Origin of the sequence: Rhodoferax sp. PAMC 29310, assembly GCF_017948265.1 — a bacterium.
In the GTDB taxonomy this organism is placed as follows: domain Bacteria; phylum Pseudomonadota; class Gammaproteobacteria; order Burkholderiales; family Burkholderiaceae_C; genus Rhodoferax.
The window spans coordinates 274,400-294,387 of sequence record NZ_CP072852.1 but is presented as its reverse complement, the minus strand read 5'-3'; the positions used below and the strand labels follow the sequence as shown (position 1 = coordinate 294,387).

Genomic DNA, 19,988 nt, shown 5'->3' with positions numbered 1-19,988 from the left:
TTATGCAAAACTCGCTTGAATCTGAATCCATAGAAATCATCCGCGAGGCCGTGGCCAACGCCCGCAAGCCGGTCATGATGTATTCCATCGGCAAAGATTCGTCTGTGATGCTGCATCTGGCGCGCAAGGCGTTTTACCCGGCACCGCCGCCGTTCCCGCTGCTCCATGTGGACACCGGCTGGAAGTTCAAAGCCATGTATGCGCACCGCACCCGCATGGTGGCCGAGAGCGGCATGACGCTCATCACCCATACCAACCCCGAAGGCCTGGCAGCAGGCGTGGGCCCGTTCACACACGGCAGCAATTACCACACCGATGTGATGAAAACCCAGGCGCTCAAGCAGGCGTTGGACGCACATGGGTTTGACGTGGTGTTTGGCGGTGCCCGGCGTGACGAAGAAAAGAGCCGGGCCAAAGAGCGCGTGTTTTCCTTCAGAGCCCCTGGCCATCGGTGGGACCCCAAAGCCCAGCGCCCGGAGCTATGGAACCTGTACAACACGCGCATTGCGCCCGATGAGTCCATCCGAGTGTTCCCCATCAGCAACTGGACCGAAGCCGACATTTGGCAGTACATCCAGGCCGAAGACATCCCCATCGTGCCGCTGTACCTGGCCGAAGTGCGCCCGGTGGTGCAGCGCGGTGGCCAATGGCTGATGGTGGACGACGAACGTTTCTCATTTGCTCCGGGTGAGGTGGCCCAAATGCGCAAGGTGCGCTTTCGCACCCTGGGCTGCTGGCCGTTGACCGCGGCCGTAGAGTCAGATGCCACCACGCTAAACGAAGTCATAGCCGAAACCCTGGGCGCCCGCGGCTCTGAGCGAGAGGGGCGCTTGATAGATTCAGACGTGCCAGGCTCCATGGAAAAGAAAAAACAAGAGGGCTACTTCTAATGGATACCTTACGCTTTATCACCTGCGGCAGTGTGGACGACGGCAAGAGCACACTCATTGGCCGCCTGCTGTTTGAGAGCAAGGCCATTTTTGACGACCAGTTGGCCGCACTGGTCAAAGACTCAGCGCAATACGGCACGCAGGGCACCCAGATCGACCTGGCGCTGCTGGTCGACGGTCTGCAAGCCGAGCGTGAGCAAGGCATCACCATCGACGTGGCCTACCGCTTTTTCACCACCGACGAGCGTCGCTTTGTGGTGGCCGACACCCCTGGCCACGAGCAGTACACCCGCAACATGGCCACCGGTGCATCTACTGCCAGCTTGGCAGTGATCTTGATTGACGCACGCAAGGGCGTGCTGGTACAAACCCGCCGCCACAGCCGCATTGTGGCCATGATGGGCATCAAGCATGTGGTGCTGGCGGTCAACAAGATGGATTTGGTCGCCTTTGATGAGGCCACTTTTAACGCCATCGTGGCGGATTACCGCAGCTTTGCCAGCAATTTTGGCTTTGCCAGCCTGCAGGTGATTCCCGTGTCTGGCCTGGAGGGCGACAACGTACTGCAGCCCAGCGCCCGCATGCCGTGGCATAGCGGCCCTACCCTGTTGCAGTATCTCAACACGGTGGATACCAGCAGCAGCCAACCGCAAGGGCCGTTTCGCATGCCGGTGCAGTGGGTTAACCGGCCCAATCTTGACTTTCGGGGCTTTTGTGGCCGAGTTGCCGCCGGCACGCTGCGCCCGGGTGACGCGGTGCGGGTGTTGCCCTCAGGTGTGCAAACGCACATCAAGGCGGTGCTTGTTGGCTTTGACGAGGTGGCGCTTGCCCAGGCGGGGGACGCGATTACCCTGACCCTGGCGGACGAGGTGGATGCGAGCCGGGGCGATGCGTTGGTTGCGGCAGATGCCCCGCCGCAGGTGGCAGACCAGTTTGAAGCCAAGCTGCTGTGGATGAGTGAGCACGCCTTGGCACCGGGTCGCCAATACCTGATGAAGCACGCGTGCAAAGAAGTTACCGCCACCATCACCGACATCAAGTACCGCGTGGATGTCAACAGCGGTGCGCACTTGGCCGCCAAAATGCTGGGCCTGAATGAAATTGCCGTAGTCAACCTGTCCACCAGCGCGCCGCTGGTGTTTGAGCCCTATGCCGTCAACCAAACTTTGGGCGGCTTCATTCTGATTGACAAGCTGACGTTTGAGACCGTGGGTGCCGGCATGATCTACTTTGCCTTGCGCCGCGCCAGCAACATTCATTGGCAATCGCTGGAGCTCAATCAAGCCATACGGGGTGAGCAAAAGCACCAGACACCACGCTGCATCTGGTTTACCGGCTTGTCGGGGTCGGGCAAATCCGCCATTGCAAACCTGCTGGACAAGCGCCTGTTTGCCGAGGGCCGCCACACTTACCTGCTGGACGGCGACAACGTGCGCCACGGCCTGAACCGAAACTTGGGCTTTACCGAGGCCGACCGGGTAGAAAACATTCGCCGTGTCGCCGAAGTCGCGCGGCTGATGGTGGATGCCGGGCTTATCGTGTTGGTGAGTTTTATCTCTCCGTTTGCGGCTGAGCGTGCCATGGCGCGCGGCTTGTTTGCCAAAGGCGAGTTTATTGAGGTGTTTGTTGACACCCCCATTGAAGAATGTGAACGTCGGGACGTGAAGGGGCTGTATGCCAAGGCCCGCAGGGGTGAGCTGAAAAACTTTACCGGCATTGATAGCCCGTATGAAGTGCCCAGCCAGGCCGACGTGCATTTGCAGACGGCCCAACTGTCGCTTGACCAGTGCGTTGACCAGTTGATGGCCAGCTTGGGTTAGGTCAGCATGGATTGGATGCTGGTAGTAGCCGGTGCCGCAACCGGATTCCTGGTGGGTTTGACGGGTGTGGGCGGTGGCGCGCTGATGACCCCGCTGTTGCTACTTATGTTTGGGGTGGCACCGCTGACGGCAGTTGGTACCGACTTGTGGTTTGCCGCCACTACCAAAATTTTTGCGACACGGGTGCATCACAACCACGGCCTGATTGACTGGCAGGTGGTGCGCCGCCTGTGGCTGGGCAGCCTGAGCGCATCAGTGTTGACCTTGGTTTGGATGAAGCTTCACCCAGTGGACCAAACCGCCGTCACGCTACTTAAGACGACCATTGCGGCAGCGGTGCTGCTGACGGCGGTGGGTATTTTGTTTCAAAAGCCCTTTCAAGCTTTTGGCCGACGACTGCGAACCACCGATGCTGAGCATTTCAAAGCTTGGCAGCCTGGCCTAACGGTGTTGGCCGGTGCGGTGCTGGGTGTGCTGGTAACCTTGACGTCAGTTGGCGCGGGCGCACTGGGCGCGGTGTTTTTAGCCTATTTGTACCCGCTGCGGTTGACGCCACCACGGCTCATTGCCACCGACATCGTGCACGCCATACCGCTAGCCCTATTTGCCGGTGCGGGGCATTTGCTGATGGGCAATGTGAACTTTGGCCTGCTGGGTAATTTGCTACTGGGCTCGGTGCCCGCAGTCATTGCAGGTGCCATGCTGTCGGCCCGCTTGCCCCACACGGTGCTGCGTATGGCATTGGCAGTGGTGCTGCTGGCGGTGGGTGCCAAATTGGCTTGGACAATTTAACGATGAAATTCAATCAAGAGCAGCTGCAAACCTTGTGCAACATTGCGCACGCCGCTGGCCAGGAAATCATGGCCGTGTATGACCAGGGTGGTGCCGTCTGGCAAAAGGAAGACGCCAGCCCGCTCACCGAGGCAGACCTGCGGGCTGATGCGACGATCCGGCAGGGGCTGGAGGCGGCTTTTCCGGGCATGTTCATCTTGTCTGAAGAGTCACGCAGCGCGGGTGGTGAAACGGCAGATGCGTTTTTTTTAGTGGACCCGCTCGATGGCACCAAAGAGTTTTTAAAACGCAATGGCGAATTCACCGTCAACATTGCGCTGGTGCAGCAGGGTGTTCCAGTAGCTGGCGTGGTATGTGCCCCGGCTTTGGGGCAGTTGTTTTACGCGGCCCTTGGGCTTGGCGCTTGGACACAAACAGCTGGTGGCGCGCCAAAAGCACTGCAAGTTGAGCCGTGGTTGCCCGCTGCGCCGCTGCGGGTCATCGGTAGCCGGTCCCATGGCGGCGACAAGCTGGCCGCATGGCTGGTGACGTTAAGCTGCCAGCACAGCTTTGTGGCAGCCGGTAGTTCACTCAAATTTTGTCGGATTGCACAGGGACAGGCAGATATTTATCCCCGCTTTGGCCCAACCAGCCAGTGGGACACCGCGGCTGCGCAATGCGTGTTGGCCGAAGCAGGCGGCGCTGTGATTGACTTGGCTGGCAGTCCGTTGCAATACGGTTTGCAGCGCTCGCTGCTGAACCCGGAGTTTGTGGCCGTAGGCGACAAAGCCACGTTTCACTGCGCCAAGCAATGATGGCTCCAAAAGTTTCTTTTATCGTGCCGCTGTTCAACCATGTTGCGCAGACCAAAGTCATGCTGACTTCTTTGCAGGCCAGCCTGCCGCCGGGTTTGGCGCACGAGATTATTTTGGTAGACGACGCCTCTACCGACGGCACCCGCGAGTGGCTGCACACGCTTGGCAACCCACATTTGCAGGTGGTGTTGAACGCAGTCAATATGGGTTTTGCCCGAGCCAATCATGCGGGTGTTGCGCTTGCTACTGGCGAAGTGTTGGCGCTGGTCAATAACGATTTGATTTTTAGCCCCGGCTGGCTGGAGCACATGTTGGCGGTGTTACAAAACCCGCAGTGTGGTGCGGGTGTGGTGGGCAATGTGCAAACGCGCGTGGCCGATGGTGCGCTTGACCATGCGGGGGTGCAGGTAGCTGCATCAGGCAAATTGGTGCATATGCGGGAGCTGCCCGCTGGACACGTTGAGCATGCGCGCGTGTTTGCCGTTACCGGGGCGTGTTGCCTGATCAGGCGCGACGTATTTGATGCGGCGGGCGGTTTTGACGAGGCTTTTGTCAATGGTGGTGAAGACATCGACCTGTGCCTGAAGGTAAAAGCCAGGGGTTTACACGTTTACATGGCTTATGGCAGTGTGGTGCAACACCATGTGAGCCTGAGTCGTGAAAAAGCTGGCCATCAGCATGAGATCAATAGCCGACTTCTATTCACCAAGTGGCGCAAAGAGTTCAAGGCCGAGCTGGCCATTGTGTGGCTGCGCCACCTGCAGCAGGGTATGCAAGCGCCCATCGATGGGCAATTTACCGCTGCCATTCTTGCCACCCCGCATGTGTTAGCGCGTGTTGTGGCCGACAGCATGCTGCAGCAAGAGGAGTGTTACTGGGCGCGCACACTTGACCGGAAGGACGTCAACATCAATGTTGCTGCGCATTGCCAGATGCAGGGGCTACGTTACAGCGCGGCACATGGTGGGTATGTGCTGGACAGCACGGCTGAACTGCAGGTAACCAGGGTGCGCGGTGCACGCAACTTTTATGTCTGCGGCCAAGCGCTGGGTGAACCGGGCTCGCCTGGCGTTGCAATCACCCTGGTTGCAAACGGTATTCAGGTAAAAGCGTTTGTGTTGGCGCCCGATGAGCCTATTAATGCAGGCATCATTGCCCCGGTGTGTTTGCCTGGTGTGACCAACCGGTTTGTGGTGTCGGTAAGCGCGCCGATTCTGGTGTCACATTTTTTTCTGGATGATCAGGTGGTGACGGTAGAGGAACTCAGGCAACCAGCATGACGCACTCAAACCGTTTCTCTTTGAATCGTACATGGCGCTCTTTGTGCAATTTGGTTCACGTTGCTTGGGCCCTGATGAACCTGAACAGTCCGCTTTTTATTACCTGGCGGTGCTGCAGCGCCCTTCAGTCACATTTTTGTCATGCAATTTTTTTACGACGTCTCTGAATTAGCCCAGCTAGATCATCAAACCGGTATCCAGCGGGTAGTGCGCAGTATATTGGCGCAACTCTTGGCCAATCCGCCTGAAGGCTTCACGGTTGAGCCGGTAGTTGCTCACCGCAATGAGGAGGGCTACTATTACGCGCGGCGATTTACCCAGGCATTTTTGGGTTTGACGGTTGGTGAGGGCAATTCAGCTATTGACGCACCTATTGATCCGCACGCTGGCGATATTTTTCTGCGGCTTGAGCTGCAGCCCGAGGTGGTGATGATGCAGTCTGACTACTACGCTGATTTGCGCAGCCTGGGTGTCAAGGTGTTTTTTGGCGTGCATGATTTGTTGCCGATCTGGATGCCGCAGTATTTTCCCGGAGGCACTGAGGAGAATCACACGCGCTGGTTGGGGCGGCTGGCGCGTGCTGACGGCGTGGTATGCGTGTCTCGCTCAGTGGCTGATGAGGTGGCTCAGTGGCTCAACCTTGAAGGCCCCAAGCGTCTGCGGCCGCTCAAGTTGGGCTGGTTCCATTTAGGGGCTGATTTGGCCGGTTCGGTGCCCACCAAAGGATTGCCAGAAGACGCGCTTCGGATGGTGGCTGCGCTGTCCAAATGCCCCAACTTCTTAATGGTAGGCACCATTGAGCCACGCAAAGGCCATATGCAAACGTTGGCGGCGTTTGAGCAGCTCTGGAATAGTGGCGTCAAGGTCAATCTGGTCGTAGTTGGGCGGCATGGCTGGCACATGGAGGCTTTTGTAACGCGCCTGAAAACTCACCCTGAGCAGGGCCGGCACCTGCATTGGCCAGAAAATGTGAGCGATGAATACCTGGACCAGATTTATGCGGCATCAACCTGCTTGCTGGCACCCTCGGAGGGAGAGGGGTTTGGCCTGCCACTGATAGAGGCTGCACGACACCAGTTGCCCATCATCGCCCGCAATTTGCCTGTGTTTCGTGAAGTGGCAGGCGATCATGCCTATTATTTCTCGGGGTTGGCCCCTTCTGCGCTGGCTTATGCGGTTGAGAACTGGCTGAGGTTGAACGCCTGGGGCCAGGCACCTCAATCCACCCACATGCCAAGGCAAACCTGGCAGCAAAGTACCGCGCAATTGCTGGACGTGTTGTTGGGCGGACAGTGGTACAAAGATTGGACGCCTGACGGTGTTATCCGTATGCACGGCAGCGACCCTCGGTTTTTGAGCAAGTTCGGGCGGCGCTCAGGGCGTCATATGCACAGCACCGGGCAGGCAGGCCATTTGGTTTATGGGCCGTACCTCTATCTCGCCCCTGGGCGGTACGAGGTTCGGATCAAAGGCAGCTTTGCAGGCAAACCGGGCCCGAATCCGAACATTGAGGTCGCAGCAGGTCGGGGCAATAGGGTCTTGGCCAGAGGTGATTTGTACAGCGACTGCCTTGGTGACTACTGTGAACGGACCCTTGTGTTTGATGCAGAGTCCGACTGTGCCGATGTTGAGGTGCGGGTTTGGGTGGAGGCGTGTAACGTGGTGACATTGACTTTGATAGAAGTCCACCGGATTGCCGCCACCCAGCCTGAGGAGCGTTGAACGCTGTTTGTCAGCGGGCTAGTTTGCGTTTTTTCTCAACGACAGACTGGTAGAGCGTCTGCAATCTTTGGGCGTAGGCATCTTCACTGAACAACTTGGCTTGTTCGCGGCCTTTGGCTTCAAGGCCTGAGCGCCATGCGTCGTTCGCATCCAGTGCGCGCATGGCCTCGGCCATGGCCTGGGTGTCGTAAGGGTCGATCAGGCAAGCTGCGTCACCGGCCACTTCTGGCAGGCTGCTGGTGTTGGACGTGAGTACGGCAGTGCCCAGGGCCATGGATTCAAGTACCGGCAAGCCAAAGCCTTCGTAAAGCGAAGGGAAAAATGTTGCTTTTGCGCCCCTTATCACGCTGATGAGCAAGGAAAAAGGCAAATATTCCAGCCGAATGATGCGATCTTTTTTATTTTGGGCAGATTTTGGTAGGCCATTAAGTGCAGTCAGCAGGCGAAGTTCCTCATCGTTTTTCCAGCCTGGCGCACCCACGATGACAAGAGGGGTGTTGATCCCACTTCCCAAATATGCCTCTAAAATGCGATTAATATTTTTTTTGGGTTCAATGGCTCCGAAAAACAAAAAATACTTTTTATATTGAAGATTGAATGTTCCAGCTAACTCCTCTTCAACTTGAGCTTCCGTCTTGGCAAATACATGCGGCGGAAAGCTCACCGACTGGTAAGTGTTGGTTACTTTTCCAGGATCGGCGTTCAATAAATTAATGATGTCCCGACGCGATGTTTCAGACACTGTCACGATGTGATCGGCCGTATCAACTAGTCGCTTGCAAAGTTTAAGGTACTTGCGTTTGTTGTCCAATGTTGTATGTGGCAGGCGCAGTGGCACGAGATCATGAAAGGTATAGATATTGGCTGCGTTTTTGGCATATACGGGCAGTGGATAGGTCCAATGCGCTATATCAACCCCCGGCAAAGAAACAGCACCTAAGCGATTGAACAAATTAAAAGTTCTATTGCAGTGGTCGTACAAATGGGTGCTGTTCCAAAGCTCATCGTATGCGGGAAAAACGCTTTTCATGGAGTCGATCAACACCGCATTTGTGGGTGGAACGGCATCAACTGGAAATCCAAAAGCACCCAGGGCGGCATCCAATACAAGCCTGGTGGGTTCAAACAGGCGCCTTTTAGTCCCCCCTGCGGCGTCAAAAAAGGCTATTTCATTGAGCAGGGGGTCTTTGAACTTGACTGGCTTGCCTCGCCCATACAGAACTCCGACTTCATGCCCCATTGCTTTTACGGTACGACTTAGGTTTCTGCCGTAGGTTGCAACACCGGTACCTTTGTCCAAACCAAGGTTGAACCCATCAATCATGACTTTCATCGAACTATCCTCGCGCCAGGTAGATCATCCAGTCTCCATTGGGACGCTCGGTCTTGACCATCTCAAGTGTCAATGGTTTGATGCGGCCATCAAAATCAACATGTGAAATCTGTTTGAACTTGCCTTGCATTTCCAGGAAGAACGCTTCCCACGGATAGTCTCTGCTCGCATTGAATTCCATGCAAATCTGAACGCTGGGGTTGCTATCAATGGTGCTTTGCATGCCGCACCAAATGTTGTACTCAGCGCCTTCAGCATCGATTTTTACCATGCCTACATTGGTTAAATTGAGACTGTCCAAGGTGATGGATTTGACCTGCACAAACTGTGCGTGGTCGCCATGCACATTTTTAAACCCTTGCTTTTGTACCTCGGACTGCATGATCAAGGCGTTCTGAGGATTCGCACGGGGTATGGCCAAAGTCATTTGCCCACCAGATATTTGACCCACCGCCTCTTCTCTAACGGTGACACGGCTGCCGAAATCGTTGATGCCCACCGAGGTGCGCGCCATATTGGCCAGACGCGGATTGGGCTCAAATGAAATGACGCTACCAGAAGGCCCCACGGCATCGGCCATCAATAAGGTGTAGTAGCCTAGATTGGCGCCAATATCGATGGCCAGCATTCCTGGCTTGGTCAAGCGGGCGAGCGCCGAGGTGATCCACATTTCCCAGTAGCCTTGCAACATCAAATGCGGGCTTAGCGCCTTGTCTCGCAGGTCAACCCACGTCATGTACTTGCCGAGTACGATGGCCACGCCGGTGTCATCGAGCAGATTAACAACCTTGCACTTAGAGGTGCAATAGGCCTGAATGAGTGTGCGGTTGGCGGGGTCAGCCAGGTCAGCCATGGTGAATTGGTAATCACCAACTTTCTCTTCCATGTAAGTGCGCAGGTTTTGCTTCCTTGACTGGCCAAAAAGACGTTTGAACATAGTGATTTATACGAGATTGGAGCTTGAAGAAATCGGCCATTATTATGGGCCGCCAATACAATTGAAATATAACTCAGGGACCGTTCGATCAATTTATGTACATAACGATAACTAACGCGCCACATCGACTCAGGCGGCGACTTTGCGGCTGTTTCATTGGCTTAAGCTACCTTGCGCTGTCGGGCTGCGGTACCTATCCCTCATGGCTTCCTTCTGCCGGCCCCAACGCCAAAGAGATCAGTGCATCGACGCAGTCTGCCACTGTGGCCGGAATTCAGGTGGTCGACATGAGCAACGCTGTTGCGCGAAAGGTGTTAGCCAGCCAGAAGCGCTCCTTGTTCTCGGAGACCCTCAGCGGGTCAGGGGTCACGGGCAAAGTCGGTCCCGGTGATGTGATCGAGGTTTCAATTTGGGAGGCGCCGCCTGCCAACTTGTTTGGTTCAGCCGTGGTGGATCCCCGGTCAGGTGCCTCAGGGGCACGCATGACCACCTTGCCCGAGCAAATGGTCAACAGGGCTGGCAGCATCAATGTGCCATTTGTGGGCCCCGTCAAAGCCGCCGACCGATCGCCACAGGAAATAGAAGCCGCTATTACCCAAGCCCTCAAGGCCAAGGCCAACCAGCCGCAGGTGCTGGTGCGAATAATACGCAACGCCAGCTCGAACGTGACCGTGGTGGGTGAGGTGGCGGCGAGTCTGCGCATGCCTTTGACTGCCAAAGGCGAGCGTTTGCTGGATGCCTTGGCGGCTGCAGGCGGTGTGCGCCAACCGGTGGGCAAGACGACTTTACAGATCACACGCGGCAACCAGGTGCAGTCTTTGCCACTGGACAGCATTATTCAGGACCCCCGGCAAAACATTCCCTTGCAGGCCGGCGATGTCATCACGGCATTGAGCCAGCCATTGAGCTTTACCGTGCTTGGGGCAACAGGAAAAAACGAAGAATTGAATTTTGAGGCACAGGGAATCACCTTGGCGCAGGCTTTGGCCCGTGCCGGGGGCTTGCAGGAGCAACGCGCAGATGCACAAGGCTTGTTCATTTTCCGCTTTGAAGACCCAGCAGCTTTGTTGAGCAACGTGGATGCTTTGGGTAAACCGTTACTGGCGACACCGGAGGGCCGAATACCCGTGGTGTACCGGGTTGACTTGAAAGACCCTGCGATGTTTTTTGTGGCGCAAGGTTTTCCGATCCGCAACAAGGATGTGCTCTACGTATCAAACGCTCCAGCGGCAGAGCTGCAAAAGTTCCTGAACATCATGTCGTCAATCGTGTTCCCGATTTACAACCTTCGGGCCCTGGGCAATTGAGCGTTGCAAGGTCACCCTTAAAACATCAGACTCACGCGTCCGATGAGTTATTGATTGATGTAACGCGGTTGTTGGTGCACTTGGGTGCCAACAAGCTGCCCACCGGCATTGACCGGGTTTGCATGGCCTATGTGGTGCAATTCGGTGGTATCGGCCGCGCGGTGATTCAGGTGCGTCATGGGGTGTTTGCTTATAGCAATATTTTGTCACGCACCGAGTCTGCGGATATGTTTGCGCGGCTGCTGAAGCCGGGTTTGAACTTCAAACATTGGTTGGCTGGTTTTTTGGCCAAAAGCGGGCTGTTGTCTTGGCGCAAGCCTACTGTGCATGGCAATGTGTACCTGAATGTGGGGCACATGGGCATTGGCGTGCCAGGATACAGTCAATGGCTCAAACGCTTGGGTGTGAAACCTGTGTTTTTGGTGCATGACCTGATTCCGATTTCGCACCCTGAGTATTGCGCGCCAAAAGCCAAGGTGCGCCATGTGGCCCGCATGGAAACCGTGCTCAAGCACGGCGCGGGCGTGATCACCAATTCACAGGCCTCGTTGGATGCGTTGCATGATTTTGCGATACAGCGAGGGTTAAATCTGCCGCCTGCAGTGACCGCTTTGCTAGGTGTCGATTTGATTGATGCCAGGATGGCGCAAGGTATGGCGCGACCCATGCCCAGCCCATACTTCGTGGTGGTCAGCACCATTGAAGGACGAAAAAATCATTTATTGCTGTTCAAAGTTTGGCGGCGCTTGGTGGAAAAATTGGGCACGAAAGCACCCCGTTTGGTCGTCATTGGCAGGCGCGGCTGGGAAGCGGAAAGCGCTATGGATTTACTGGACCGGTGCGAGCCTTTGAAGGGCATTGTCATAGAAAAACCATATTGTTCGGATGCCGAGTTGGTGTGCTATTTGCAGCATGCACAAGCGCTGCTTTTCCCGTCTCACATTGAGGGGTTTGGTCTGCCTTTAGCTGAAGCGCTGAGTTTGGGAACGCCAGTGCTTGCAAGTGATTTGGCGGTTTTCAAGGAGATTGCGCACGACATTCCAGAGTACATAGACCCCCTGGATGGCGTGGCTTGGCTGGAAGCTGTGCAAGACTATGTTGCAGAAACTAGCCCGCGAAGAGCTCAACAATTGGCTCGCATGAAGGGTTACCAGGCACCGAGGTGGTTCGAACACTTTGCCAAGGTGGATGTTCTGCTTGGTCAACTTCGTTAGTGAGTGCACATGAGTCGCTCATTTATCAGCCTGCAAGGCGTTGCCTCTCCCTTTTTTTCTGAACTAAGCCACCTGATCAGGCTGGCGGGGCATCAGACACACCGCATCAACTTCTGTGGCGGTGATTTATTGTTTTCCTTGTCCGAGCCGCACACTAACTATGCGGGCACGCTCAGTGGATTGACTGCATGGCTGGTGCAAGAGTTGAGACGGCACAGTGCAACAGATATTCTGCTTTTTGGCGACTGCCGGGCCATCCATCAAGCAGCCATTGCTGTTGCAAAAGAGCTGAATATTCGTGTTTATGTTTTTGAAGAGGGCTACCTCCGGCCCAATTGGATCACCATGGAGGTAGGTGGCGTGAACGGCTACTCAAACATGCCCCTTGAACCCGCACCTCTCCTGGCATGGGCGAGCAAAAACACCGTTCACACTGGCGCAGTCCCGCAACATCCAGGTGGTTCCAATATGTTGGCCAGAGCCATGTATGACATAGCTTACCGGCTATCCAGCGCAGCAATGGGCAGAAGTTTCCCGAACTACCAGACACACCGTCCGCACAATGGGGTGCTGGAATATGCAGGTTTGGCCCGCCGGTTCGGCATGGGTTGGTGGTTTGCACGCGAGGCCCAAAGGGTGACAGCCAAGCTGTTGGCGACAAAGGCGCCGTACTTTTTGTTTCCCTTGCAGCTCAATGCAGACTCACAAATCAGAACTCACTCGCCGTTTCCGGATGTCATTGCATCGATCGATCACGTTCTGATTTCTTTTAAAGAAGCTGCCTTTCGACAAGAATCAACTGCTGTGTCTTTGGTGATCAAAAATCATCCTTTAGACACCGGCTTGGCTCGCTACCGTGGTTATGTCGAACGACGCTCGCGGGATCTGAATTTGGGTGATCGGGTCAAATTCATAGAGGCTGGAGACTTGCCTTTGCTACTGAGTCACGCGCAAGGCGTGGTGCTTGTCAACAGCACCGTGGGTTTGACGGCGTTGCAACTGAACTGTCCTGTCTTTGCGATGGGCAAGGCAATTTTCAACAGAGACAAGCTGACTGATCAAGGCGGTCTGGCTTCGTTTTGGAAAGACCCAACACCACCTGATGCGAGGTTTGTGAAGGCATTTTTGGCATACATCAAAGCACATAGCCAAGTCAGTGGTGATTTTTATTCGCGCATGGGCAGAACGCACGCAGCTTTGGGCTGCATGCAACGTATATTGAAGGATTCGCCGTGATCCCGGTGTTACCTCGGGTTGTGGTGGTCACCGGAGCCAGTGGCGCGATCGGCGCCGCTCTGGCATATACGTACGCCAAGCCGGGTATGTGTCTGGCACTGCAAGGGCGCGATAAGGGGCGCCTTGAGGCAACGGCCAGCCGCTGTCGCGCCCAGGGTGCTGATGTGTTTGTATGTGAAATGGACTTGCGGGAGGCCCGAGCTGTGCGCGAATGGCTTGAAGCGTTTGACACAGCACACCCGGTGGACCTGCTGATTGCAGACGCAGGGGTAGCCAACGTGCTGGAAGATTTGAATCAATGGGAAACGCCTGCGGCCATAGACGAGGTAATCAGCACCAACTTGCTAGGAACGATCAACACTGTGATGCCACTTGCAGAGCGTATGCGCGTGCGCGGTGCAGGTCATGTGGCGATTGTGAGTTCGCTGGCGGCCTTCAGGGGAATGGCTATATCACCTGCTTATTGCGCAAGCAAGTCAGCGCTTCATGCATGGGGTCAGTCGATCAGGCCTTTGCTTGGCGCGACAGGGATCTCGCTCACCATGATTTACCCAGGGTTTGTGAAGTCCAGCATGAGTGATGCGTTTCCAGCGAGCACACCGTTCCTGATAGAGGCGAGCCAAGCTGCAATGCATATACGTAGAGGCCTGGATGCCAAAAAGGCAACGGTTATTTTTCCTGCGATTCTGTGGCTGGGCATCAAGTTGCTCAATGCGTTGCCTGATCCGTGGGCCGATTCCGTGATGGCTTTTCTAAACCTCTCGCCCAAAGGGCGATCATGATCGGTGGGCTGGCGACTGCATGGGCGGTTACCGTGCTGATTTCCGTCGCCCTGGACAGACTGGCCAAGCCAACGGTCGCGCCATGGCATCAACGAGCTGCAAGGCCGGTGTTGCTGCACCTGGCCGCAGTCACGTGGCTTTTTGTTTTGTTCTTCGCACTATGGGGGCGCGCCTGGTTTGCGTTGGTTTGCACCGTTGGCCTGATTGGACTTTTGGTCGCGGTCAATAGTGCCAAGTTCAAGGCACTGCGTGAGCCTGTCGTGTTTTCTGATCTGGCTTTGTTCGCCCAATCCATCAGGCATCCGCGGCTTTACTTTCCCTACCTGTCATGGATTCAGTTGCTGGCGGTGGTGCCAGGCGTGGCTTTGTTTACCTTGACGTTTTGGTTTGATTCTGAGCTCAACCAGATTCCAGCTTTTCTTTTGGGATTGACTTGGTTCTCACTCTTTTTGATTGCCTGTTGGTTAGCCAAGGGGTTAGACCTGTCGCTGAACCCTGAGAGAGATCAGGCGCAGCATGGGTTTTTTTCTGTCTTCGTGGCGTATTTGCTTAACGGCCTGAGCTTGCGTGAAATCCGCCATGTCAAGACACAACTGAACGCATCTCCCTACGCGAACATCAGCGTCAGAACTAGCGATAAATCAGGCCGAGAACGGGCTAACGCTCCTGATGTGGTTGTGGTGCAAAGCGAGTCCTTTTTTGACATTCGAAAAACCGGTTTGGACATTGCGCCGGGTCTGCTTGGGCATTTCGATGCCTTGAAAAAATCAGGAATTTGCTCAGGGGCTTTGGCCGTGCCAGCATGGGGCGCCAACACCATGCGCACCGAGCACGCGTTTTTGTCGGGCCTATCAAATGTGGCATTGCGGTACGCTAGTTTTTACCCCTATGCATTTGTGACGCAGGCCACACCCGCCATGCCGCATGCTTTTCGGGCGCAAGGCTATCGTTGCACAGCCGTGCACCCCTATCCAGCCGACTTTTTTTTACGCCATAAGGTGTTTCCACGAATGGGTTTCGATGAATTTGTGGATGAGGTTCATTTTGCTGATGCGGCCCGCGAGGGAACTTATGTTTCTGACGAGGCAGTCACGGACTGGATAGTCAGGCGACTGGATCAACCAACCAATCAAGCTCAATTTTTGTTTGCCATCACGATGGAAAATCATGGTCCGTTGCATCTTGAAAAAGCAACAGCCATTGAGGCGGATGCGCTTTACCAACGACCCAATGGGCAGGCCATTGACGATTTGACGGTTTATCTGCGCCACATTGCCAACGCCAACAAAATGCTGGGGCGGCTGCAGGACTTTTTGACGCAACGCCAACGCAACACCCTACTTTGCTTTTATGGTGACCACGTGCCTGGAATGGGCCACGTGTACAACACCTTACAGGCGAACCCGCAAGACAGCGATTTCCTGATCTGGAGCAATCATGAGATCGCCAGGCCATGTGGGGCTGCACCGGAGTCGCTGGTGGTAACACCCGAGCAACTCGGACTTAGGTTGACTCAGATCGCTGGCGTGATGTGAAGGCCCTTGACGCGCACTAGGAAAGTCGCATCGTCATCCGGCGGGTGTTTGGCACTGCGCCCCTTAGGCCAGAAAACTGATTTTCAGCGTTAATTGAAAAGCCATATCGCTCGTACAGCGCTTGGGCTCGGGGATTTTCCACTGAAACATCAAGCACATAGTGGGTTCGCCCCAGTGCCAAGGCCAAGCCACAATGATGATCAAGCAGCTTGCTGCCAACGCCCATGCCTCGAAAATCTTGGCTGACCCCAAAATTCGCCACATAGTGCATCTTTTGCCCAGGTGGGGGCATGATCGATTTCAAGTGGATGCCACGGGTGACCAAACCCGCAAAATTCAAGGCAGGATAGAAACGCCACAATTGCCAAAGATGCTCAAGTGTCAGCCGCACATAGCTTGAGAAGTTATAAAAAGCGGCAATCCCCACGACATGCCCGTCGATCAATGCCACCATGTGATTTTGGTAACCCAAGAAGCCCTTGCCATCATTGAAGGCAAAGCGCAAATAATCGCGACTGGTTTTTCCAAGGCTTGAAAAACAATAGTCAATGGCCTGCGACCCCGCGCTGTAAATCAGCGGCACCGCAGCTTCTACGTCTTGCGGCATGGCATTGCGAAATTGACATAGCGAATTGGCACTCATCTTCGGGCTGCCTTTTTAGAAACATGGGTAGTTAATTTTCCATTATTTTTGGCTTGCGTACTGTGAGATGTCCCCTTTTTACCTTCGAGCCAATGCCGGGTCCCCGCCGTGTGAACCAGCTGAGATGGTTGAGAATTCTCAATTGACACCGCGAAAGAGGATTTACGTGGCTAAGTTGATTGGTTCTCAAGCGCCAGTGCGCATAACTTACGCAGCATCCTAGAACGCCTTGGTCCCAGCGACACAGGGTCTCGGGATGTTGTTTCAACGCCCTGTCAGTGGCTCCAATACGCCGACTATGAAATGGATCCTATACGGCGATCACAAAATGGACCCATTACGCCGGTCACAGAATGGAGCCTAAACGCCGGTCGGTGACACTGTGTCATGATATATCTCAAAGATAATGCAAGATATCTACTTATCCTGTTTACATGCGTACCTGTAGAACATTGTTCTTTCGTGTTCCATTAATGTTACCGTTTTTTGAACGCCATGAGATAGCCTATGCATGCGCGTTTTCAGGCAGTTGCGGATACAAGAGTTCCACGGGAACGGAAAAATAGCCCCCTATGGAGATCATTTATTTATTAATTAAATGTTTCTCCACCCTATATAGCGGTTTAAAAATGTTCCATGTATCTTAAAGTGCTGGAAACCCCCTATCCATGCGGGTCTTAAGCGTTCCCGACAGCGGAACATTACGGGAACAGACGGGAACGCGGTGTTTTCTTGTATCCAAAAGAGCTGGAAACCCCCTATCCATGCGGGTCTCGAGCGTTCCCGTCGAAGTCCAAATGCGGTCCTCCAGGCATAAATACTGGAACATCCATAAGTCTTCAAGATTCTTTTAATGTTTTAGGTAATTATGGAGGCTATCTTAAGCTTGACAAGGTTGTAAATACGCCACATAATTGGCTCAGCATCAAGCTCCGGCGCATAAACGTCGGCATATCAACCACCTCGAAAGTCAACAATGCTTTTCTCTAACCACATCACATCACTAGGCGCACGCGCAATCTCCCATGCAGCAGCACAAGCGGCTGGAATCAGCTCAGCCACGCCACCGGAAGTGGCATCGATACTCGGCCTGGCCAACGCGCAAACGGGCGGCATGCTGATCCCCTACATTGGGGCGGACGGTCAGCCTGTCCAAGCTGACGACGGCGCGGACTACTGCCGCGTGCGTATGGACGATGGCACACCAAAGTACCAATCACGCGGCGGCGCTGGCTTTGCGTCCGTATACCTGCCACCGCTGCTGCGCAACGAAATTTCCCACTGCGTCATGGGAGACCGCCCCATGTTTGGTGGCGACTTCATACTGATCACCGAGGGCGAGCTGAAGGCGCTGAGCGTCGAGCAGAACCTGGGCATCCCATCCGTGGGCCTGCCAGGCGTGACGATGTTTCGTGACCCCGCCCGCGACAAAAGCGAGCCAGCCACAAAATCCACCCCACTCCACCCACACCTCGCTGCAGTCATCGCCCGGGCCAGTGGTGTTGTTGTTGTAGCTGACTCAGACGCCTCAAGCAACAGTCAGGTGCGCAACGCCATGATGGCCCTGCGTGACTCCATCGCCGAGCAGTTCAAGATCCCATGCGCCTACGTTGAAGTGCCTGGCACTCAGAAAAAGAAGGGCCGACCGACAAAAGAAGAGTCCGACAAGGTCGAAAAATTGGGCATCGACGATTGGATTGCAAAAGAAGGTGCAGTAGGTATGGACTCCATAACCGCCCACCTGCGCAAGGCCTTTTACGCTGCGCGCTACAGGGCCGAGGCAATGGCAACGGGCGGAATAATCCCGCTGGGAATCAAAATCGACCAGCAATCAGGCTCAGGCCAGTCAATTGTTTACTCAATACAAAAGCGGGCGATCATCTCCGTCAAATCATCTGACCTGACAAACCCGTCCATCCTTATCCACGCCCTGGGCGGTGACTATGCCCGTGCGGCTTACCCAAAGAAGGACAAGGAAGGAAAGGTGGTTGGCTTTGACAGCCTGCAGGCGGGGATGGACCTGGATGCTGCGTGCACAGCCGCAGGCTACTGGGACGAGACCCGTAAAGTGGCTTCCGGCGTGTGGCCCCTCGTCGGCGACCGAAACACAATTGTAATTAACAGCGCATCTGGCGTGTGGAATTCGGAAGGCGTTGCAATGGAGCGCGTAGACACTATCAGCGGAAAAGTATTCATGACGGACCGAGACCTTGGTGTGACCCCAGGGGACGCCCAGGCCACAACGCAGCAGGTGCAAGAGATTGCAAAAGCACTGGCAACATTTTCATGGATTGACGACCGCGACGCGGGCATGGCCCTGGCATGGCTGGCGGCCGCCGTGTACTGCGGCGGCCTGGAGCACCGCCCAATGCTGTATGTGACTGGCAAACTTGGCTCTGGCAAGTCGGAGGTTTTGAATTTCATGCGCACTATGCTGGGCCGCCTGGCGCTGGACAAATTCGAGGGCACCGTGCTGACTGAAGCCGGACTGCGTAAAAGCCTTGCCGGCTCATCGCTGGTCACGCTAATTGACGAAGCGGAGGCCACTGCGCGAGACCCAAACCGCATGTCATCGCTCATGGACTACATCCGCTCCTCGTACGCCGGCGGGCGGGCCACAAAAGGCCGCTCAAATGGCGGCGGGGTGGATGAGTTCACCATCAGGACCATGACCGCCCTGTGCGCTATCAACCCACCGGCCATGGAAGACGCGGAAAAGTCGCGGTTCATTCGCCTTTTCATGCACCCACGAGATGGCATGGCCACGTCGCACCCGATGATCAAGTCCGACCCCGAAATGGCGGCAGAGTACGGATCGTTATTTGTGTCACGCATGCTTCACAACTTTGCACGTTTTCGCCGCACCCTCGACATCGTCCACCCCCTGATTGGTGACGTATCTCAGCGCTGCATTGACACCCTCGGCACCGTCGTGGCTGCCGGTTTCGTTGCCACAAACGACTCCGAGCCAACCGAAGCCGCTTTAATCGGATACATGTCCACACTCGACATCGACTCACAGCGGGAACGCATAACGGGTCGTACTGACTCTACGCCGCTGGAATGGCTGCTCGATCTCGTGGTGGCCACGGACATCGCCGGGCGGATGTGTCGCCTGAGCGTGCGTGAAATGGCAATACAGGCATTTTCGGAGTGCGGTACGCGTGTACAGCCGTATGCCCAGGCTCTTGGTCGCCTGGGCATGCGGATTACAGCTGACACCGATGGACACCCTGCACTGTATGTAGACCCACGAAATGAGGAGCTCACGCGCACTTACGCAAGCAGCAAATGGTCGGGGCAGGCAATTGGCGACATGTACCAAACACACGTCCCCACATGCGGCAAAAAATTGTCAGATCCAATGACCATTGGCGGGAAAAAGGTCCGACCGCTGGAAATCTCGTGCATCGACAAAATGATCGACCTTTTCCCAGAGCCCATCGTTGTGACACGCCGCCGCACGGCGACAGACGACATCGATCGCGTCTACGACAGTAGCGCAAACACGCATTAAAAGCCGATCTCCGGTTGTTTTGTGACGGCGGGCGAGCAATTCGCCCGCCTTTTTTATTGATAAATGGCGAGCATTAATCAATTGCATACATATTGTTACAACTTTATTTAATCACAATGGTTTAGTGAATATATACGAAACCATAGCTAACAACACAGGCAGTTTTAGGCATGGTCAAATCAAATA

15 protein-coding genes are annotated in these 19,988 nt (G+C 55.1%); 12 read left to right on the top strand and 3 right to left on the bottom strand.

All coding sequences use genetic code 11. The features are described 5' to 3' along the window. The first annotated feature begins 2 nt into the window (after positions 1-2). From cysD to J8G15_RS01340, 6 genes are all read left to right on the top strand, one after another. Positions 3-890: a sulfate adenylyltransferase subunit CysD gene (gene cysD, locus J8G15_RS01365; protein ID WP_210545484.1), complete on the top strand. Its 888-nt coding sequence runs from the start codon at positions 3-5 to the stop codon at positions 888-890. Then, positions 890-2,710 (top strand): sulfate adenylyltransferase subunit CysN, encoded by a 1,821-nt coding sequence (gene cysN, locus J8G15_RS01360; RefSeq protein WP_210545482.1) that lies wholly within the window; start codon positions 890-892, stop codon positions 2,708-2,710. Before cysD ends, cysN begins: the two co-directional genes overlap by 1 nt. A gap of 15 nt (positions 2,711-2,725) precedes the next feature. Continuing rightward, on the top strand, positions 2,726-3,502 hold the full coding sequence (locus J8G15_RS01355; protein WP_210545480.1) for a sulfite exporter TauE/SafE family protein: 777 nt from the start codon (positions 2,726-2,728) through the stop codon (positions 3,500-3,502). A 2-nt stretch (positions 3,503-3,504) separates the two neighbouring features. Next, positions 3,505-4,296 carry a 3'(2'),5'-bisphosphate nucleotidase CysQ gene (gene cysQ / locus J8G15_RS01350; protein ID WP_210545478.1) on the top strand — a complete coding sequence of 264 codons (792 nt, stop codon included), beginning with the start codon at positions 3,505-3,507 and terminating at the stop codon, positions 4,294-4,296. Further along, the gene (locus J8G15_RS01345; protein WP_210545477.1) at positions 4,293-5,576 is read left to right on the top strand and encodes a glycosyltransferase family 2 protein; all 1,284 of its coding nucleotides are present in this window, start codon (positions 4,293-4,295) and stop codon (positions 5,574-5,576) included. Before cysQ ends, J8G15_RS01345 begins: the two co-directional genes overlap by 4 nt. Positions 5,577-5,717: 141 nt before the next feature. Then, positions 5,718-7,298, top strand: a complete 1,581-nt coding sequence (locus J8G15_RS01340) for a glycosyltransferase family 1 protein (protein WP_210545475.1) — start codon at positions 5,718-5,720, stop codon at positions 7,296-7,298. A 10-nt stretch (positions 7,299-7,308) separates the two neighbouring features. Here the strand turns inward: J8G15_RS01340 and J8G15_RS01335 are convergent, their stop codons facing one another. Together J8G15_RS01335 and J8G15_RS01330 are read right to left on the bottom strand one after the other, a co-directional pair. Beyond that, complete coding sequence (locus tag J8G15_RS01335) at positions 7,309-8,631, bottom strand: glycosyltransferase (RefSeq protein ID WP_210545473.1); 1,323 nt, start codon at positions 8,629-8,631, stop codon at positions 7,309-7,311. 4 nt (positions 8,632-8,635) lie between these two features. Further along, complete coding sequence (locus J8G15_RS01330) at positions 8,636-9,568, bottom strand: FkbM family methyltransferase (RefSeq protein WP_210545471.1); 933 nt, start codon at positions 9,566-9,568, stop codon at positions 8,636-8,638. Positions 9,569-9,663: 95 nt separating this feature from the next. On the opposite strand from J8G15_RS01330, the gene J8G15_RS01325 reads away from it, so the two are divergent. The 5 genes from J8G15_RS01325 to J8G15_RS01305 are packed head-to-tail and all read left to right on the top strand — an operon-like array spanning position 9,664 to position 15,642. Further along, entirely contained in the window at positions 9,664-10,875 is a 1,212-nt protein-coding gene (locus tag J8G15_RS01325; protein ID WP_210545469.1) for a polysaccharide biosynthesis/export family protein, read from the top strand. Positions 10,876-10,925: 50 nt separating this feature from the next. Further along, positions 10,926-12,089, top strand: coding sequence for a glycosyltransferase family 1 protein (locus J8G15_RS01320; RefSeq protein ID WP_240538405.1), 1,164 nt, complete (start codon positions 10,926-10,928; stop codon positions 12,087-12,089). A gap of 9 nt (positions 12,090-12,098) precedes the next feature. Continuing rightward, positions 12,099-13,325, top strand: a complete 1,227-nt coding sequence (locus J8G15_RS01315) for a capsule biosynthesis protein (protein WP_210545468.1) — start codon at positions 12,099-12,101, stop codon at positions 13,323-13,325. After that, positions 13,322-14,107: an SDR family oxidoreductase gene (locus J8G15_RS01310; RefSeq protein ID WP_210545466.1), complete on the top strand. Its 786-nt coding sequence runs from the start codon at positions 13,322-13,324 to the stop codon at positions 14,105-14,107. Before J8G15_RS01315 ends, J8G15_RS01310 begins: the two co-directional genes overlap by 4 nt. A 32-nt stretch (positions 14,108-14,139) precedes the next feature. Continuing rightward, the gene (locus J8G15_RS01305) at positions 14,140-15,642 is read left to right on the top strand and encodes an LTA synthase family protein (RefSeq protein ID WP_210545464.1); all 1,503 of its coding nucleotides are present in this window, start codon (positions 14,140-14,142) and stop codon (positions 15,640-15,642) included. Positions 15,643-15,658: 16 nt separating this feature from the next. Here J8G15_RS01305 and J8G15_RS01300 read toward each other — a convergent pair whose 3' ends face one another. Further along, entirely contained in the window at positions 15,659-16,285 is a 627-nt protein-coding gene (locus J8G15_RS01300) for an N-acetyltransferase (protein ID WP_210545462.1), read from the bottom strand. 976 nt (positions 16,286-17,261) lie between these two features. Here J8G15_RS01300 and J8G15_RS01295 point away from each other — a divergent pair. Then, positions 17,262-19,802, top strand: coding sequence for a DUF3854 domain-containing protein (locus J8G15_RS01295; RefSeq protein WP_210545459.1), 2,541 nt, complete (start codon positions 17,262-17,264; stop codon positions 19,800-19,802). Positions 19,803-19,988 lie beyond the last annotated feature (186 nt).

Excerpts from the sequence above, each read along its gene's own strand:
- cysQ (WP_210545478.1), top strand. The coding sequence starts at position 3,505 with ATGAAATTCAATCAAGAGCAGCTGCAAACCTTGTGCAACATTGCGCAC.
- J8G15_RS01315 (WP_210545468.1), top strand. The coding sequence starts at position 12,099 with ATGAGTCGCTCATTTATCAGCCTGCAAGGCGTTGCCTCTCCCTTTTTT.
- J8G15_RS01300 (WP_210545462.1), bottom strand. The coding sequence starts at position 16,285 with ATGAGTGCCAATTCGCTATGTCAATTTCGCAATGCCATGCCGCAAGAC.
- J8G15_RS01295 (WP_210545459.1), top strand. The coding sequence starts at position 17,262 with ATGCTTTTCTCTAACCACATCACATCACTAGGCGCACGCGCAATCTCC.
- J8G15_RS01330 (WP_210545471.1), bottom strand. The coding sequence starts at position 9,568 with ATGTTCAAACGTCTTTTTGGCCAGTCAAGGAAGCAAAACCTGCGCACT.
- J8G15_RS01355 (WP_210545480.1), top strand. The coding sequence starts at position 2,726 with ATGCTGGTAGTAGCCGGTGCCGCAACCGGATTCCTGGTGGGTTTGACG.
- J8G15_RS01335 (WP_210545473.1), bottom strand. The coding sequence starts at position 8,631 with ATGAAAGTCATGATTGATGGGTTCAACCTTGGTTTGGACAAAGGTACC.
- cysD (WP_210545484.1), top strand. The coding sequence starts at position 3 with ATGCAAAACTCGCTTGAATCTGAATCCATAGAAATCATCCGCGAGGCC.
- J8G15_RS01345 (WP_210545477.1), top strand. The coding sequence starts at position 4,293 with ATGATGGCTCCAAAAGTTTCTTTTATCGTGCCGCTGTTCAACCATGTT.
- J8G15_RS01325 (WP_210545469.1), top strand. The coding sequence starts at position 9,664 with ATGTACATAACGATAACTAACGCGCCACATCGACTCAGGCGGCGACTT.
- J8G15_RS01340 (WP_210545475.1), top strand. The coding sequence starts at position 5,718 with ATGCAATTTTTTTACGACGTCTCTGAATTAGCCCAGCTAGATCATCAA.
- cysN (WP_210545482.1), top strand. The coding sequence starts at position 890 with ATGGATACCTTACGCTTTATCACCTGCGGCAGTGTGGACGACGGCAAG.